The sequence below is a fragment of the Leucobacter sp. genome, from assembly GCF_053528595.1.
Genome location: NZ_JAIVPF010000041.1, coordinates 34,969 through 49,805, shown reverse-complemented (window position 1 = coordinate 49,805; position 14,837 = coordinate 34,969). Strand labels below are relative to the sequence as shown.

Here is a 14,837-nt window from a genome sequence, read left to right as displayed (position 1 = left end):
GGTGAACCCCGAACCGCTTCGCGAGCGCCTTCACGCTGATCCCGCCAGCTCGGGCTGTTCGCATAGCGCCCACTTCCTCGTCCGTGAGGCGTGTTCGAGGTCGCTTCTTTGGTTCCGTTGACGCGCCGATCAGTGGGTCGTCCGGCTCCCCGGCGAGGTCGGCATCCCCGAGAGTGCCTTGATTCCACGCGGAAACCAGCCTCTCGACCCGCCGTCGCCTGTTCCCGCAGCGTTCCATTGCGTCCACCCACGGAAAGCCTCCAACTCATTGCGAGTGGGAGGCTTTCGGCGATTCCGGGGCCGTTTCGGCCTGCATCGTGAGTACTGGCGTGTTCTTGTTCGCCGATAGGAAACGAAACGCTGCATGCGGGATATCGTCGATTAGCTGTCACCGGAAGCGGCTTTGGGTAGTGGTGGGGGAGTCGAACGGCTCGACTCTCTCATGCCGCGCATCTAGACCGAGCGTTCCGCCTCACGAATCCAAGGACCTAGCGCATTGCCCGCGGATGACACCGCCGCGATGCGCCGGGTTACAGGTTGTCGAGCGCCTTCGTCAGGTCTTTCCTGGTCGCGGCTCGCTGCGCTCGGCGATGAGCCACTTCACGGTCCCGCCCCCTGTGCAGGCGTTGGACTATACCGTCGATGCCCTCGAAAGTTCCACCCGTGGTTGGCATCGCAACTCCTGGACGGCTCCGTAGCGTCGAAGTGAATCGAGATTCACTGCGCGAGGCCGGAGGTTGTTGTGAGTATTCAGGTGCGGTCGTTGAGTAAGCGATATGGGAAGAACTGGGCTGTCCGCGACCTGTCGTTCGAGGTGCAGGCGGGGAAGGTGACCGGGTTTCTCGGGCCGAACGGCTCTGGGAAATCGACGACTATGCGTTCGATCGTGGGTTTGGATCGTCCGACCTCGGGCGAGGCGCTGATCGGTGGGCAACGGTATGCGAGCCTGCGTGCGCCGCTGCGGGAGGTCGGCACCTTGTTGGATGCGAAGTCGGCGCATCGATCTCGCCGTGCGGTCGATCATCTGCGCACGGTCGCGACGACGCACGGTATCGCGAGGAAGCGGGTCGACGAGGTGATCGGGATTGCTGGTCTTGAGAGCGTCGCGAAGCGGAAGGCGGGGAAGTTCTCGCTCGGAATGAGCCAGCGGCTCGGGATCGCCGTCGCCCTGTTGGGCGATCCGCACACGTTGATTCTCGATGAGCCTGTGAACGGTCTCGATCCCGAAGGTGTGACGTGGATGCGGAACTTGCTCGCGCATATGGCCAGCGAGGGGCGCACCGTGTTTCTCTCCTCGCATCTGTTGAGCGAACTCTCCCTCGTGGCCGAGCATGTCGTGGTGATCGGGCGGGGCGAACTCATCGCGGATGCCCTGCTCTCAGAGCTGACCGCGCAAGAGGAGCGAGTGCGGGTGCGCACCGGGCAGCTCGGTGAACTGTTGCGGCTGCTCGCCGCGTCCGGTGTCACCGCGACTTCTCACGATGCGTCCACGGCTGAGATCGTGGGACTGCCGGTCGAGAAGATCGCTCAGAGAGCGGCGGATGCGGGGATCGTGTTGCTCGAGCTTGCTCCGGTGCAGCGCACGCTTGAAGAGGCGTACACAGAGCTCACGAGCGATGCTGCCGAGTACCGTGCCGGTGACGATTGTCGGCGCACGTCATGATGTTCGCTGTCGCGGCGCGGGCGACGCCGGTGCGCGTGATGCGGGCGGAGTGGGTGAAGTTCGGCACCCTGATCTCGTACCCGCTCGCGATGTTCGTCGCGCTTCTCCTGATCGCGGGTTTGGCGGTGCTGCTCGTGTGGGCGCGGAGCAGTGAGTCGACGACACCGACGCCTACGGAACTCCTCACCGGGGCATCTTGGGCGCAGATGCTCGTCGCAGTGCTCGCAGCCGTGTTCGCGTGCAGCGAGTGGTCGTCCGGCATGAGCCGAGTGACCTTTCTGGCCGCGCCAACGCGCTGGCCGGTGCTCGCCGGAAAGGCGGTGGTGATGGGGGTTACCGCGTTTGTTGCAGGTGTGCTCGGCGCTGGCGGCGCGCTGATCGCTGGCGCGATCGGCGGCGTCGACATTGCGGCCGACACCAGCCTTGCGGTGCAACTCGTGACCGGCAGCGGTGTCTACCTCGCAGGCATCGCGATGCTCTCGCTCGGCATCGGAGTGATCGTGCGGAACCTCGTTGCAGGCATCCTGACGGTCATCGGGTTCATCTGGGTGCTGCCGCTGGCGATCACGTTGATCCCGTGGGAGCCGATACAACACGTCGTGCCCTACCTTCCGTCTCCCGCTGGCGGTCTGCTGATCGCGGCTGAGAACCCCACCTCGGAGCTGACCCCGTGGGGCGGCGGCCTGGTTCTCGTCGGCTGGGCAGTCGTGTGCCTGATCGCAGCGGCCGTGGTGCTGCGTTCCCGGGACGTGTGAGGAGAAAGAAGGAACCCTGATGAATAGTCGAAACACGCAGACCTCGGCTGGTCCGGCTTGGAGCGGGGCGATGAACGCGGAAGCGTTGAAGCTGTGGTCGCTGTTGTCCAACCGCATCCTGCTCATCGTGCCGGTCGTGATGATCGCCGGTTCCGGCACCATGCTCTCGCTCGGCATGATCTCCCGACTCACCGATCCCAGGTTCGCCGGGCAGGAGATCGCCGCGACGCCGCTGATGTTCGTCGACAGTGTGCTCTGGGCGCAGATCATCGTCGCGATCGTCGCCGTGCTCGCGGTTACGGGCGAGTACACCTCCGGGCAAGTGCGGCTCTCACTGCTCGCTCTGCCGACCCGCCTGCCATGGCTGGGCGCGAAGGCCACCGTGCTCGCCGTCGCCGGTTTCCTCGTCGGCATCATCGGTTCGGCGATCGCCCTGTGCGTCTCTGCCCTGGTGTTGCCCGGCACCGAAGTGCAGTACGAGATCAGCTTTGGCGAGGCCATCCTCTTGAGTGTGAAGTCAGGGCTGTATCTGGGGGTGATCGCGATCCTCGCCGTCGGGTTGACGGCAGTCATCCGTCATGTGGTCGCTGCGCTTATCGCAGTGTTGGTGCTTCTGATTGTCCTCCCGCCGGTACTCGGGTCGATCCCAGGAGTGCGGGATGCGGTGGACTATCTGCCGACGATCGCGGGCCGCCGTCTGGTCTCTGATTTCGAGACGGCGGCTCAGCTCACCCCTTGGGCGGGCTTCGGAGTGCTCGCCGTCTGGGCTGCTGCCGTGCTCGTGCTGTCCGGCGTGCTGCTGAGAACCCGCGACGCCTGAACCTCGTCTGTTGCAATCGAAGGAAATGGCTCGCATGAATCCTGTTGAACTCATGGTCCCGACGATCGCGATCATGGTCGGACTGCTCGTCCTCTGGTGGGGTGTCGCCTGCCGGAACGGCAGGTTCCCCCGAAACCCGATCCTTGGGTACCGCACCGTCGCCGCGCTGCGCAGCACCCCTGTGTGGAACGCCGCGCACCGTGGCTACGCGCCGTGGATCATTCTCTCCGGAGTCGCGTTAATCGTAGCCGGAATACTTGCAGTCGCCGGAGTGCTCGCCGGCGCTGGCGGTGTACTGCTGTCCGCGCTCGGTGTCGGCATCGTCGTGCTGCTCGCGGCGGTGATCGCGGGCGGGTTCTTTGCGCACCGTTCGTTGGCCGCGTATCTCCGAGAGAATGGGAACCAGGACGACTGAAACCGTGAGGCGATGGAGGGGGCGTGGCTGAACCGTTGAGTATGCAGATCGGTGATCTGCGTCGACCGCCGGTGAAACCGATCGCCTGGCTGCGTCGCCATCCCGTCGTGGTCGATGCCATGGTCGTGCTGGTGGCCTGCGGGCCGCATCTCGCCGCGCTCCTCTACCGCGCCTACGACTTCGGATGGTGGGGATACCCGCTGCTCGCAATCACCGCTGGCGCGTTGTTTCTGCGCCGCCGGTGGCCGCTCACGGTGCTCATCGTGGTCGCGCTTGCGTGCGCGTTCAGCCCACTGGCGAGGCCCGGCTCGGGCTTCCCGATGATTCCGTTCGCCTTCGCGCTCTATGCGGTCGCGTCGACGCAGTCCACCGGGCGTGCGGCGATCGGGTACGCAATCGGTGTCGCCGCGACGGTGCTCGCAACGCTCCCATACTCCCTGCGCGGGGCGCAGCCGCCGCTGGTCGGGCTGTTCGACTCGTTCTCGTTGATCGCGCTCGTGATCGGCGTCATCGTGAAGAGCCGTCGAGATCAGCAACAGAGACTCGTGGAACTCGTGAACGAGCGCATCGACCACGCCGCGCTCACCGAACGAACGAGGATCGCCGCCGAGATGCATGATGTGGTCGCGCACGCCCTGACGGTGATCGTGTCGCTTGCGAACGGGGCGGCGAGCATTCGCGAGAGGAACCCGGCCAAAGCGGACGCGGCGGTGGAGCAGATCGCGGTTGTCAGTCGCGATGCCCTCGATGACATGCACCGCACACTCGACATGCTCCGAACCGCTGACGCTGGTCTGAACGAGAACCTGCATCATTCGGGCAACAATCTCCCGACCGTCGAAGAGCTTGTCGAGCGCTTCCGCACTGCGGGACTTCCGGTGACGCTCGCCCGCGACGGCGACCCGATGCCCGCTGAGGTGGCCGTGCGGCAGGCGGTCTTCCGCATCGTGCAGGAATCGTTGACGAACACGCTCCGTCACGCGGATGCGCCCTCGGCTGCCACCGTGACGATCCTGCACGTGAACGCCCGAATCGAGGTTCGAATCGAAGACGACGGGCTCCCCAAGGTGGCACCGCACATTCCAGGCCACGGACTCATCGGCATCGAACAGCGCGCCCGTGCGTTTGGCGGTCATGCAGAGTCAGGGCCGCGATACGGAGGAGGATGGCGCACCATTGCCGTACTGCACCCTCGCGGGGACCGGGGGCGAGATGACTGATCCACGGACACGGGTGATGCTGGTCGACGATCACGCGCTGATCCGCACCGGCAACGCACTCGTGATCGAAGCGACCGACGACCTCGAAGTCGCAGGCGAGGCAGGCAGCGGCGAAGAGGCCGTGGCCCATGCAGCGTCCCTTCGGCCTGACGTGGTCCTCATGGACGTGCGGATGCCCGGCATGGGCGGGATCGAGGCGACCAGGCGAATCACCACCACGCACCCAGCGACCCGGGTAATCGTGCTCACCACGTTCGACCTCGATGAGTACGTCTACGGCAGCCTCCGAGCAGGAGCGAGCGCGTTCCTCCTCAAGAGCGCAACCCCGGAGCAGCTCACCGACGCGATCCGCACCGTCGCAGCCGGAGACGGCGTGCTCGACCCGCACATCACCAGAAAGCTGATCGAAACGTTCGTCGTTCCTGATGCTCAGCCCCACGGCGCCACGGCCACCGGGCCAGATCCTTTCGCGGTGCTGTCCCCGCGAGAAGGAGACGTCTTCTCCTGTGTCGTGGAAGGCCTCACCAACTCCGAGATTGCGACAAGGCTCTTCCTCACCGTGCCGACCGTGAAGACCCACGTCAACCGCATCCTGGCCAAGCTCCACGCCCGCGACCGCGTACACCTCGTCATCATCGGCTACGAGAACCACGTGGAGAACGCTTCCGGGTAGCCGCAGCAGCGTGTCGCCCTGCTCCTGGCGGCTACGGGCTCATAGGCGGCAACCCGATGGCTGCGCGCGAGACCGACCGTTGCCAACGGGGTGTAGTTTCCATTCCTTGCCGACAGGAACCGAAGCGCTGCTGAGGCCTCGGAGGGATGCGGATTTGACTGCCCCACGATGTCGTCTTCTGCAGATCGTGCTGTGAGATCTCGCTGGGCTCGCGTCTTACCGCGGCTCTGAGCAGAGTGTTTGCCCGCAGGTGTGGACTCATGCGTCACGTCGGATGAAGGCGGTACTCGCAGCGATGCCTGTGGCCGTGATCCATCCGACGAGGACGAGTGCGCCGCTCCCGGCGTCGAGCACGGCATCCGTGTCGGTGAGGTAGAGAAGGCTTCCTGCTCTGTCCGGAAGCCAGCGTGCATGCTCCGTGAGGCTGCCGACGAGGGGGGAGACGATGAGGACGAGGCCGAGCATCGTCACCAAAGGTGGGATGAGTGATCGCATCAGCACGCTCATGACGAACGCGAGCGAGCCGAGCAAGACGAGGTAGAGCGTTGCGCCGGCCACCGGCCACAGACTCGCGTCGCCTGCGGCGGCGATCTGGCGGATGTCGAGCGCGATCGTGGCGGTCGACCAGCCTGCGCCGACTGCGACGCCGCCGGCGACTCCCGTGGTGCCGAGGAAGGCGAGGGTTTTCCCTGCGAGGGCGCGCCAGCGATGCGGTGTTGCGGTGAGGGTGGTCCGGAATTGGCCGCCCTGATACTCGGTGGCGATGGTGAGAACGCCGATGAGGATGAGGCCGATCTGGAGAAACGGGATCGTCGCGACCGTCACCTCGACGGCACTGACGGGGACGGTGGAGGATGCCGCGATCGCCGCGGTGAGAACAATCGACGTGGCGATCGTTCCGAGAGTTGTGGCAGTCACGATGGGGAGGGTGGCGAGCTTGATCAGCTCTGCGGAGGTAGTGCGGGCGAGCGTCATCGGGGATCTCACGCGTCCCTGCGTCGGAACACGATGCCGGCGATGAGGAGGAGCGCGAGGGTCCATCCGGTCATGACGATGGCGCCGGGGAGGGGTTCGAGGCCGCCGGGGACGACGGAGTCCGCGGGGAAGCCGAAGAGGTTGCGGCCGGCCATGTCGGGAAGCCAATGGGCGAGCGGGGTGAGGTTTGTCAGCAGCAGGGAGAACGATACGACGGAGCTGTTGGCGATGAGGATGATGAGCGGGATGATGCCGCTGCGGGCGATCACGGTGATCGCGAACGCGAGCAGGCCCATGAGGATCCAGTAGAGAGCGCCTCCCGCCCAGCGACGCGCCGCATGATCGAGGGACACGATCTCCGTTCCGGCTTCCCCGATGATCACGTTCGCGACGAGAACGCTGAGGGGCACCGTGACGACTGCGATCGCCGTGACGAGCACGACGACGGTGATCGCTTTGGCCGACAACAGGCGGAGCCGTCCGGAGACGGCGGTGAGGGTGGTGGTGATCTGTCTTCCACCGCCGGCGTCGGTGCGCACGGCGGTGTACTCGCTGCTCATCGCGATGACACCGATCACGACAGCGCCGACGGTCCCCAGCGGCATCATCGTGAAGGCCGTCTCGAACGGCGAGGTGTCCGCGACCAGCTCGGGGCGCCCAGATGTGACGGCGCCGCGGACAGTGACCGCGTTGAGTATCGTCAGCGCCACTGACCCGAGCACGGCCACGGCCATCCCGGCCCAGACCCCGGGGAGCGTCGCGGTCTTGCTCAGTTCGGTGAGTATCGTGCGGAGGAAGCTCATCGGGACTGTCCTGCGGTTCCGCCGGTGAGGCCGAAGAACGCGTCTTCCAACGTCGCGTACCCCCTGGTGACCTCAGCGACCGTGCCGGTCTTGACGACTCGACCTTCGGCGATGACGACGAGGTCGTCGGCGATCTCGGCGACCTCGCTCATCAGGTGACTCGACAGCAGGACCGTGCCTCCGGCGTCCGCGTGGCCGCGGATGAGTCCGCGTATCCACCGAATGCCTTCAGGATCCAGCCCGTTCACCGGCTCGTCGAGAACCAGGGCTTGAGGTTCGCCGAGGAGAGCGGATGCGAGCCCGAGACGTTGACCCATGCCGAGGGAGAACTTGCCGACGCGGGTGCGGGCGGCGTCTTGGAGACCGACCTGTTCGAGCACCGTCTTCACACGGCTCTGGGGGATTCCGTTGCTGCGTGCGACCCAGCCCAGGTGATTGCGGGCGGTGCGGGAGGGGTGAGCTCCAGAGCCGTCGAGCATCGACCCGACGGTGCGCAGGGGGTCGCGTAGGCTCCGATACGGCTGCTTGCCGATCAGCGCGGTGCCTGCGGCGGGACGGTTCAGGCCGAGCAGGATCCGGAGCGTCGAAGACTTGCCCGCTCCGTTCGGGCCGAGGAACCCCGTCACTCGGCCGGGGAAGGCGTGGAAGGTCACGTCGGAGATCACGGTGCGGGAGCCGTGGCGTTTGGTGAGTCCGTCGATTGTCAGCATCCATCCATGCCACCAGGCGGCGTCGGCGTAGTCATCGGACCGGGGCAGGGTCATGCTCGGTCCCAGGTCTCTCAGACCCAGGTCCGATGCGGGCCTGAACGCCGGAATCTAGAATTGAATGATGGATGTCGACCGGCCGACGTGGCGCTCCCGCGCGTGGCTCGCCGCCGCCGGGCTCCTGGCAGTCCTCGCCGGACTGCTCTCATTCGTGGGTGTCGACCGCCCGGAAGCAGCATGGGCGGCGGTCGGAGTCGCCGCCGCGGTAGCGGTATCGGTGATCGCGTGGGCGTTCGATCGCACCCGACGGCAGCGCCGACGCTACGAGGAAGAACTCGCGGCATGGGCGGGCGAGCGCGCGAAGCAGACCGAGCGACTGCGCATCGCATCCGACCTGCACGATCTCGTCTCACACGGTCTCGGACTCATCACCGTCCGCGCAGCTGCCGCCCGCACCGTCACAAGCCCCGACGGGAATCGCGAGCGCGCTGACGCGCTCACCGACATCGAACGCGTCAGCCGAGAGACCACGACCGAACTGCGCCGCATGCTCGCCGTGCTCCGCGATCCGGATACCGCACCGTTGCGGCCCGCCGATACTCTCGCCGACCTGCCCTCGATCGTGCGAGACGCGAACACCGCCGGCCTCATCGCCACGTTCGGCATCGAAGACCCCGGCGAGGTCTCGCCGGGCGTGCAGCTCACTGTCTGCGCCGTCGTGCGCGAAGCGCTGCACAACACGATCCGCCATGTCGGCCCGACGCATGCCCGTGTCAGCGTCAGGAGGGACGGGGAGATCGTCCTCGTGGAGGTGCAGGACGCTGGGCCGCGCGAGCCATGGCAGGCTCAGCCGGGCGCGGGGCACGGCCTCGACGGGTTACGCGAGCGTGTAGCGGTCCTCGAAGGCACGCTGCACGCCGAGCCCGACGCCGACGGAGGGTTCCACGTCACCGCTCGCATTCCCGACCCGGTGCGCTCATGACCGCGGAGGTCTCGCTACCCGTCATTCGCGTACTCATCGCCGACGACCAGCCTCTCCTGCGGCACAGCCTCGCCCTCCTCATCGGCAGCACCACCGACCTCGCCGTCGTAGCGGAGGCCGGCACGGGGGAGGACACCACCCGTCTGGCGCGTGAACTCGTCCCAGATGTGATCCTGATGGACATCCGCATGCCCGGCGGAGACGGCATCGAGACGACCCGCACCATCACCGCTGACCCGGCTCTGGCCGGGTGCAGGGTGCTCGTGCTGAGCCTGTTCGAGCTGGACGAGTACGTCTACGGCGCACTGCGTGCCGGGGCGAGCGGGTTCCTCTTGAAAGACGCCCGTCCCGATGAACTCCTCGACGCGATCCGCCGCACCCACAGCGGCGAGTCGCGCTTCGCGCCCGCGATCCTGACCAGACTCATCGAGCACTACACCACCCGCCCAGCTGCACCGGTGCGACGACTTGACCGGTTGACCGAACGCGAGACGGAGGTGCTCGCACTCGTCGCCCGCGGGCTGTCCAACAGTGAGATCGCCACCGATCTCACGATCTCGATCAAGACCGTCAAGACCCATATCGGTAGTCTGCTCGCGAAACTCCACGCCCGCGACCGAACCCATCTCGTGATCACCGCCTACGAGAGCGGACTCGTCACTACCGCCTGATGACCGGCCCCCTCATCCGCTCGAAGGTCAGCTGCGAGGCCAGCCTCTCTCGGGCAGCACGGAGGCCCGCGAACGCTGCGGTTCCTCCGTGTGCAGAGCCACCGACGACAGACGCACCACGCCATCGCCGCCATCATGCGCGAGCTGGCGACCGACGACCGATGCCGTCGAATGCGATCGACCTCGCGAAACGGGGTGGCCGCATCAACCTCGACGACATCCCTGACGAAGTGCGACCGACGCCATGAGAGGCCACCCCCAGTGGAGCTCCCTCGACGCGACCGACGGCAGGTTCCTCTCCTCGCCCCGTTCTACAAGGGTCCTCGGAGCGCGCGGCGAGCGACGAGACCTTCCCGATCCGTCCACCACACACCCCCCCACGACCCCGGCTCGACCGGGGTCGTTCTCGTTCTCACTGCCCGCCCGCCCGCCCGCCGCCTCACCCGCGCAGGATGAAGGCGGCGGCCGCGGCGGCCCTTCGCCTGTCACGCTGGCGGGAGACGCTCGAGGGAGAGGAACACCGAAATGTCGTTCTGGGAATCGTTCTGGGCCATCATCGGATGGTTCTTCTGGGCCGCGATCTTCATCGCGTATCTGATGGCGCTGTTCTCGGTGCTCGCCGACATCGTCCGCGACGAGACCCTCAAGGGATGGGCGAAGGCGATCTGGGTGATCTTCCTGATCTTCGTGCCGTTCCTGACGGCCCTCGTCTATCTCATCGCGCGGGGTGACGGCATGAGCCGTCGCAGTGCGGCCGCCGCCCGCCAGACCCGCCGGGAGGCCGACGACTACATCCGCTCGGTCGCGCAGGTGGATCCGGCGACCCAGATCGAGAAGGCCGCGGCGCTGCTCCAGGCCGGCACGATCAGTCAGGCGGAGTACGAGCAGCTCAAGGCGCGCGCGCTCGCCGGGTAGCGCAGAAGGCCGATGAGATGAGCCTGGGGGCCGGGGCCGCCGGCCTCTCGTACGGCTCCGTCGAGTTGAACGTGATCTCGTTCGAAGCGGAGGAGCCGCCCCCGAGCCTGCTGCGCGCGCTTGCGGAGCGGGTGCAGAACGGCGATGTCCGGATCCTCGACCTCGTCCTGATCGCGAAGCCGGCCGCGGGAGGAGCGCTGATCCGGGAGATCGAGATCGACGGGACGCGACCCGCGGATCTCGCGCTGCACGCGCGCGGCCTCATCGCCGAGGAGGACCTGCGCGAGCTCGCGCAGTACGTCCCCGACGGGGGTGCGGCGGTCGTCGTCGCCCTCGAACCGATCTGGGCGAGGGAGTTCGCCGAGCAGCTCGCCGGCGCGGGAAGCGTGATCGTCGCGACGGTTCCGATCCCGGCCCCCGCGGTCAACGCGGCGGTCGAGATCGCCCTGGAGGAGTGAGCCGGCGCGCTCCGCCGGCCGCTACGAGAAGAAGCGCACGGCCTCGCGCCTGCTGGCGACGCCGAGCTTGCGGTAGATCGATCGCTGGTGCGTCTTCACCGTGTTGATCGATACGCCGAGCACCTCGGCGATCTCCTGCATCGTCTTGGTCGTGCGCAGCTGGGAGAAGACGGCGTTCTCGCGCTCGGAGAGCTGGTCCTGCGGCCCCGAGGTGGTGCGCAGGGCGAGGCACTCGGAGATGAACTGCTCGTGCCGGGTTCCCCACGCGAGGTGCTCGGTGAGGAGCTTGCGCATCGCGATCCCGCCTCCCGAGAACGGGCGGCGCACGTCCTCGGCCGAGGCGATCTCGAGGGCCTGCTCGACGAGCTCGTGAGCCGGATCCTCGAGTGCGCGCTGCGCGCGCACGAGGGCGTCCGCGGCGAGCTTCGCCGTGACGATGTAGGACGCGGAGAGGTAGCGCTCCTGCCGGCTCAGCATGCTCGCCGCGAGCTCCGCCCTCCCGGCGCGCATGGCGATGCCGGAGAGCAGCACGCTCACGAGCGGCAGATCGCTCGACTCGGCGTAGTGCTCGACGATCTTCATCGCCTGCGCCCGATGACCCGCCGCCTCGTGCAGTGCCGCGCGGGACGCGTCGCGGAAGGCGGGCCACGACACGCCCCGGTGCATCTGCTGGGGGATCGCCTGCAGCTCTCGCGCGGCCCGGTGGCACAGCCCCGGGTCGCGGGAGGCCGCCGCGGTGAACGCCAGCATCATCCTCGCGATGCCGGCGAAGGCGAGCGGAGAACTCCCGCCGCGCATGGCTCGGGTGAACTCGGCCTGGGCGCGGTCGAGATCGTCTCCCCAGTACGCGATGTGGCCGGCCGCGGTCGCCGCCGCGGCGTGGGCCCCGCCGTAGGCCGTCCAGGACTCGTCGTCGTCGGTGTCGTGCCGCCGGTCGAGGACCGCCTGGGCCTCGCGCTGCCGCCCCGTCCAGGCCAGCACGTACGAGAGGTGGTCGAGGGATCGACGGGCGAGCGCGCCGTTGCCGACGGCCTCGGCCTCCACGGCGGCCGAGGAGAGGAGCTGGATGATGAGCTCGGGGGAGCGGCGGAGCCGCAGTTCCGCGAAACCCAGCAGATAGGTGACCGCCGCGCGGGTCCGAGCCGACATCGACGACGGGGCCCTGAGCTGGTCGCGCGCCCGGGTCGCGACGACCGCCAGCTCGTCGCGGTCGTCGACGAGCTGGAGCAGCACCTGAACGCGGATCGCCTCGTACTCGCTGCGATCGTCGAGGTGCTGGGCCCGCGCCTCCGCGTGGGCGAGCAGCATGCGCGCGACGTCGCTCGCACCGGTGATGTCCTGCGCGCATGCGCGCACGAGCAGCACGCGCGGATCGTCGTCGTAGGGATGCGGGAGCGAGGCGCACCAGTGCAGCAGCGCGGGCGCTTCGGGTCCGACGACCAATTCCGGCCAGTGGGCGAGCATCGTCTCGACGGCCCGCTCGGTCTCGCCCGCCTGCACCCAGTACGACATCGCGAGGAGCGGATTGCCCTGCACGGCGAAGGCCGCGGCCGACGCGCTGGCCGTTCGTCGAGTCTCGGGCCGGGTGGCCTCGAGGATGGCCCTGCAGTAGCGCGCGAACACCGCGTGCCAGCGGTACATCGCCCCATCGGGGGTGTCGTAGCGGTCGATGAAGAGCCCGATGTGCACGCAGCGTTCGAGGAGCTCCGCGCTGTCGTCGCGCCCGGAGACGGCCGCCGCCATTCCCGCGCTCATCTCCGCGCACACGGAGGTCAGCAGGGCGAACTCCGCGATCTCGGCGGGCACGGAGGAGAGCAGGTGCTCCTTGACGTACTCGCGCATGAGGGACTCGTCGGGGGCGCCGTCCGGGCCGGGTCGCACACCCGTGATCTGCACCAGGCGGATCGCGATCGGCCACCCCTTGGTCTCGGCGAGCGTGGTCTGCGGGTCGATGGGGAGGGAGAGCCGGGCCGACAGGCTCTCGATCTCGTCCAGGTCGAACGCGAGGTCGTGGGCGCGGACGGTGAGGTGGGGCCGGCTCAGGACGAGCCGGTTGAGGGCGATCTCGAGATAGCTGGTGCCGATGATGAGGAGCCTGAGCGGGCTGTCTTCCGCGCCGATCAGCGCGCCGAGCAGGCCCTCGCGGATCTGATCCTGCGCCCGGTGCGCATCGTCGACGACGAGGTACACGGGCGCGGCCACCCGGTCCAGCGCCTCGGTGAGCAGCTCGAACATCTCCGCCGGGACCAGTTCGCCCGCCGCGATCTCCAGGAGCGGCTGCAGATCGGGTGCGCCCTCGGAGCGCGCGAGCTCCTGCAGCGCGCGCAGCACCTCGAGGCCGAGACGGGCGCTGTCCGTCTCGAACGGGCCCACCGTGAGCCACGCGACCCTGCCCGGGTGGGTCGACGCCCACTCGCTCACCGCTGATGTCTTGCCGTACCCGCTGGGGGCGACGACGAGCAGCGTCGGATCGGTGCCGGTGCGCTCGTCGAGCAGGCGGACGATCCTGGGCCGGTCGATGTGGCCAGGCTGCCGTTGCGGCGGTGCGTGTCTGAACCGCCGCTGTCGATGCGCTTCGCCCTCGGGCATGGCCTCAGTCTAGCTATGGATCCCCCCTGCGTCGCTCGCGAGATCACGATCGTCGTGGTCACCCGCGCCGGTGGCTGCCGACGAGGGCCCGGTCCGAGCGGTCGTCGCGAGCCGCCGATCGGATCGAGCTCCGGGCCGCACGGACGTCAGAAGCTCCCGATTCCCTTGCCCAGCACGGAGACGCCGAGCAGCAGCAGGACGACCGTCATGACGACCGCGTTCTCCCGCGACAGCCAGTCGCGCAGCGATCCGAGCGGCGCGGCGAGCCGGTTCGTCGCCGCGAGGTACCCCAGCACGGGGGCGAGCACCGTGCACCCGGCCAGCGCGGTGAACACGGCGATGGCGGCGGCGTTCGCTCCGAGCCCCAGTCCGGCGGCGCCGATCGTCACCCCCGCGCTCGCTCCGAGCAGCAGATTCTTGGGATTGGCGGCGGCCAGGAGCAGCCCGAGCCCGAGCGCGCCGCCGAAGGAGACGCCGTCGATGGACTGCATCCACTCCGGGAGCTGCGGCGGATCATCGGGCCCGGGGCGACCGCGCCACTGCTTCACGGCCAGGAACAGCAGTGCGGCTCCGAGCAGGAGCTGGATCGTACCGAGGATCGGCTTCGGCCCTGCCGGACCCTCCTCCGGCAGGAAGGCGGAGACCAGGGTGAACACCGAGACGACGACGATGATGCCCGCGAGCCATCCGATGAGGAATCCGATGCTCGTCGTCCGGGCCCGAGGGGAGAGGAGCATCAGGATCGCGGCGATGATCGGCACGGGGCTGATCGCGATCCCGAGCGCCAGGGGGAGGGCCTGGCCGATGATCGATCCCATCCGCGGGCCTCAGGAGAGCAGCTTCGCCTTGGCCGCCGCGAATTCCTCGGCGGAGAGCACCCCGGCCTGCATGAGGGACGCGAGCTGCTGCAACTGGTCGGCGATGCCATCGCCCGCCGGTGCCGGTGCGGCGGCCGCGGGAGGAGCGCTCTGAGCCGGAGCCGCGACCTGCGCGGCGGCGTTGCGGGCCGCCGCGTCGATCTGGGCCTGCTGCTGAGCCGCCTGGTACTGCTGCTGCTCGTACTCCGCCTGGGTTCTGCGCTGACGGGCGTTGTCGACGCCGCCGGCGACGGCCGACGCGGTGCCGGCGACCACTGCGGTGCGGGCGGCCAGCCCGATGAGTCCGGGGCGGCCGATTCTGCGGATGGGCATG

The 14,837-nt window shown here is 68.1% G+C and carries 16 protein-coding genes; 10 read left to right on the top strand and 6 right to left on the bottom strand.

Annotated elements, in window-relative coordinates; genetic code table 11:
• Positions 1-742 precede the first annotated feature (742 nt).
• From ACWKZU_RS08875 to ACWKZU_RS08850, 6 genes are all read left to right on the top strand, one after another.
• A complete protein-coding gene (locus tag ACWKZU_RS08875; protein WP_449281964.1) occupies positions 743-1,663 on the top strand; it encodes an ATP-binding cassette domain-containing protein in 921 nt (306 codons plus the stop codon).
• On the top strand, positions 1,660-2,418 hold the full coding sequence (locus ACWKZU_RS08870; RefSeq protein ID WP_449281963.1) for a hypothetical protein: 759 nt from the start codon (positions 1,660-1,662) through the stop codon (positions 2,416-2,418). Before ACWKZU_RS08875 ends, ACWKZU_RS08870 begins: the two co-directional genes overlap by 4 nt.
• Positions 2,419-2,488: 70 nt before the next feature.
• Positions 2,489-3,238: a hypothetical protein gene (locus ACWKZU_RS08865; protein WP_449281962.1), complete on the top strand. Its 750-nt coding sequence runs from the start codon at positions 2,489-2,491 to the stop codon at positions 3,236-3,238.
• A 34-nt stretch (positions 3,239-3,272) separates the two neighbouring features.
• Positions 3,273-3,653 carry an SdpI family protein gene (locus ACWKZU_RS08860; RefSeq protein WP_449281961.1) on the top strand — a complete coding sequence of 127 codons (381 nt, stop codon included), beginning with the start codon at positions 3,273-3,275 and terminating at the stop codon, positions 3,651-3,653.
• A gap of 23 nt (positions 3,654-3,676) precedes the next feature.
• Entirely contained in the window at positions 3,677-4,873 is a 1,197-nt protein-coding gene (locus ACWKZU_RS08855; RefSeq protein WP_449281960.1) for a sensor histidine kinase, read from the top strand.
• Between the two features lie 16 nt (positions 4,874-4,889).
• On the top strand, positions 4,890-5,546 hold the full coding sequence (locus tag ACWKZU_RS08850; RefSeq protein ID WP_449281959.1) for a response regulator transcription factor: 657 nt from the start codon (positions 4,890-4,892) through the stop codon (positions 5,544-5,546).
• A 258-nt stretch (positions 5,547-5,804) separates the two neighbouring features.
• On the opposite strand, the gene ACWKZU_RS08845 is transcribed toward ACWKZU_RS08850, so the two are convergent.
• Genes ACWKZU_RS08845 through ACWKZU_RS08835 form a run of 3 tightly spaced genes read right to left on the bottom strand, consistent with a single transcriptional unit; the run spans position 5,805 to position 8,088 of the window.
• Positions 5,805-6,521 (bottom strand): hypothetical protein, encoded by a 717-nt coding sequence (locus ACWKZU_RS08845; protein WP_449281958.1) that lies wholly within the window; start codon positions 6,519-6,521, stop codon positions 5,805-5,807.
• A gap of 8 nt (positions 6,522-6,529) precedes the next feature.
• The gene (locus ACWKZU_RS08840) at positions 6,530-7,324 is read right to left on the bottom strand and encodes an ABC transporter permease (RefSeq protein WP_449281957.1); all 795 of its coding nucleotides are present in this window, start codon (positions 7,322-7,324) and stop codon (positions 6,530-6,532) included.
• Positions 7,321-8,088, bottom strand: a complete 768-nt coding sequence (locus tag ACWKZU_RS08835) for an ABC transporter ATP-binding protein (RefSeq protein WP_449281956.1) — start codon at positions 8,086-8,088, stop codon at positions 7,321-7,323. Before ACWKZU_RS08835 ends, ACWKZU_RS08840 begins: the two co-directional genes overlap by 4 nt.
• Before the next feature lie 154 nt (positions 8,089-8,242).
• Here ACWKZU_RS08835 and ACWKZU_RS08830 point away from each other — a divergent pair, with 154 nt between their 5' ends.
• The 4 genes from ACWKZU_RS08830 (at position 8,243) to ACWKZU_RS08815 (ending at position 11,057) form a co-directional block, all read left to right on the top strand.
• Entirely contained in the window at positions 8,243-9,013 is a 771-nt protein-coding gene (locus ACWKZU_RS08830; RefSeq protein WP_449281955.1) for a sensor histidine kinase, read from the top strand.
• Complete coding sequence (locus tag ACWKZU_RS08825) at positions 9,010-9,684, top strand: response regulator (RefSeq protein ID WP_449281954.1); 675 nt, start codon at positions 9,010-9,012, stop codon at positions 9,682-9,684. Before ACWKZU_RS08830 ends, ACWKZU_RS08825 begins: the two co-directional genes overlap by 4 nt.
• Before the next feature lie 525 nt (positions 9,685-10,209).
• Positions 10,210-10,599, top strand: coding sequence for an SHOCT domain-containing protein (locus tag ACWKZU_RS08820; RefSeq protein ID WP_449281953.1), 390 nt, complete (start codon positions 10,210-10,212; stop codon positions 10,597-10,599).
• Between the two features lie 17 nt (positions 10,600-10,616).
• The gene (locus ACWKZU_RS08815) at positions 10,617-11,057 is read left to right on the top strand and encodes a DUF6325 family protein (RefSeq protein WP_449281952.1); all 441 of its coding nucleotides are present in this window, start codon (positions 10,617-10,619) and stop codon (positions 11,055-11,057) included.
• Between the two features lie 21 nt (positions 11,058-11,078).
• Here ACWKZU_RS08815 and ACWKZU_RS08810 read toward each other — a convergent pair whose 3' ends face one another.
• From ACWKZU_RS08810 to ACWKZU_RS08800, 3 genes are all read right to left on the bottom strand, one after another.
• Complete coding sequence (locus tag ACWKZU_RS08810; protein WP_449281951.1) at positions 11,079-13,646, bottom strand: LuxR C-terminal-related transcriptional regulator; 2,568 nt, start codon at positions 13,644-13,646, stop codon at positions 11,079-11,081.
• A gap of 146 nt (positions 13,647-13,792) precedes the next feature.
• Complete coding sequence (locus tag ACWKZU_RS08805) at positions 13,793-14,464, bottom strand: GAP family protein (RefSeq protein WP_449281950.1); 672 nt, start codon at positions 14,462-14,464, stop codon at positions 13,793-13,795.
• A 9-nt stretch (positions 14,465-14,473) separates the two neighbouring features.
• Complete coding sequence (locus tag ACWKZU_RS08800) at positions 14,474-14,836, bottom strand: SHOCT domain-containing protein (protein WP_449281949.1); 363 nt, start codon at positions 14,834-14,836, stop codon at positions 14,474-14,476.
• Position 14,837: the final 1 nt, after the last annotated feature.

Bases quoted from the DNA above. Each gene is read 5' to 3' on its own strand.
- ACWKZU_RS08845 (WP_449281958.1), bottom strand. From the start codon at position 6,521: ATGACGCTCGCCCGCACTACCTCCGCAGAGCTGATCAAGCTCGCCACC.
- ACWKZU_RS08800 (WP_449281949.1), bottom strand. From the start codon at position 14,836: ATGCCCATCCGCAGAATCGGCCGCCCCGGACTCATCGGGCTGGCCGCC.
- ACWKZU_RS08865 (WP_449281962.1), top strand. From the start codon at position 2,489: ATGAACGCGGAAGCGTTGAAGCTGTGGTCGCTGTTGTCCAACCGCATC.
- ACWKZU_RS08815 (WP_449281952.1), top strand. From the start codon at position 10,617: ATGAGCCTGGGGGCCGGGGCCGCCGGCCTCTCGTACGGCTCCGTCGAG.
- ACWKZU_RS08825 (WP_449281954.1), top strand. From the start codon at position 9,010: ATGACCGCGGAGGTCTCGCTACCCGTCATTCGCGTACTCATCGCCGAC.
- ACWKZU_RS08870 (WP_449281963.1), top strand. From the start codon at position 1,660: ATGATGTTCGCTGTCGCGGCGCGGGCGACGCCGGTGCGCGTGATGCGG.
- ACWKZU_RS08840 (WP_449281957.1), bottom strand. From the start codon at position 7,324: ATGAGCTTCCTCCGCACGATACTCACCGAACTGAGCAAGACCGCGACG.
- ACWKZU_RS08805 (WP_449281950.1), bottom strand. From the start codon at position 14,464: ATGGGATCGATCATCGGCCAGGCCCTCCCCCTGGCGCTCGGGATCGCG.
- ACWKZU_RS08835 (WP_449281956.1), bottom strand. From the start codon at position 8,088: ATGACCCTGCCCCGGTCCGATGACTACGCCGACGCCGCCTGGTGGCAT.
- ACWKZU_RS08850 (WP_449281959.1), top strand. From the start codon at position 4,890: ATGCTGGTCGACGATCACGCGCTGATCCGCACCGGCAACGCACTCGTG.
- ACWKZU_RS08810 (WP_449281951.1), bottom strand. From the start codon at position 13,646: ATGCCCGAGGGCGAAGCGCATCGACAGCGGCGGTTCAGACACGCACCG.
- ACWKZU_RS08820 (WP_449281953.1), top strand. From the start codon at position 10,210: ATGTCGTTCTGGGAATCGTTCTGGGCCATCATCGGATGGTTCTTCTGG.
- ACWKZU_RS08860 (WP_449281961.1), top strand. From the start codon at position 3,273: ATGAATCCTGTTGAACTCATGGTCCCGACGATCGCGATCATGGTCGGA.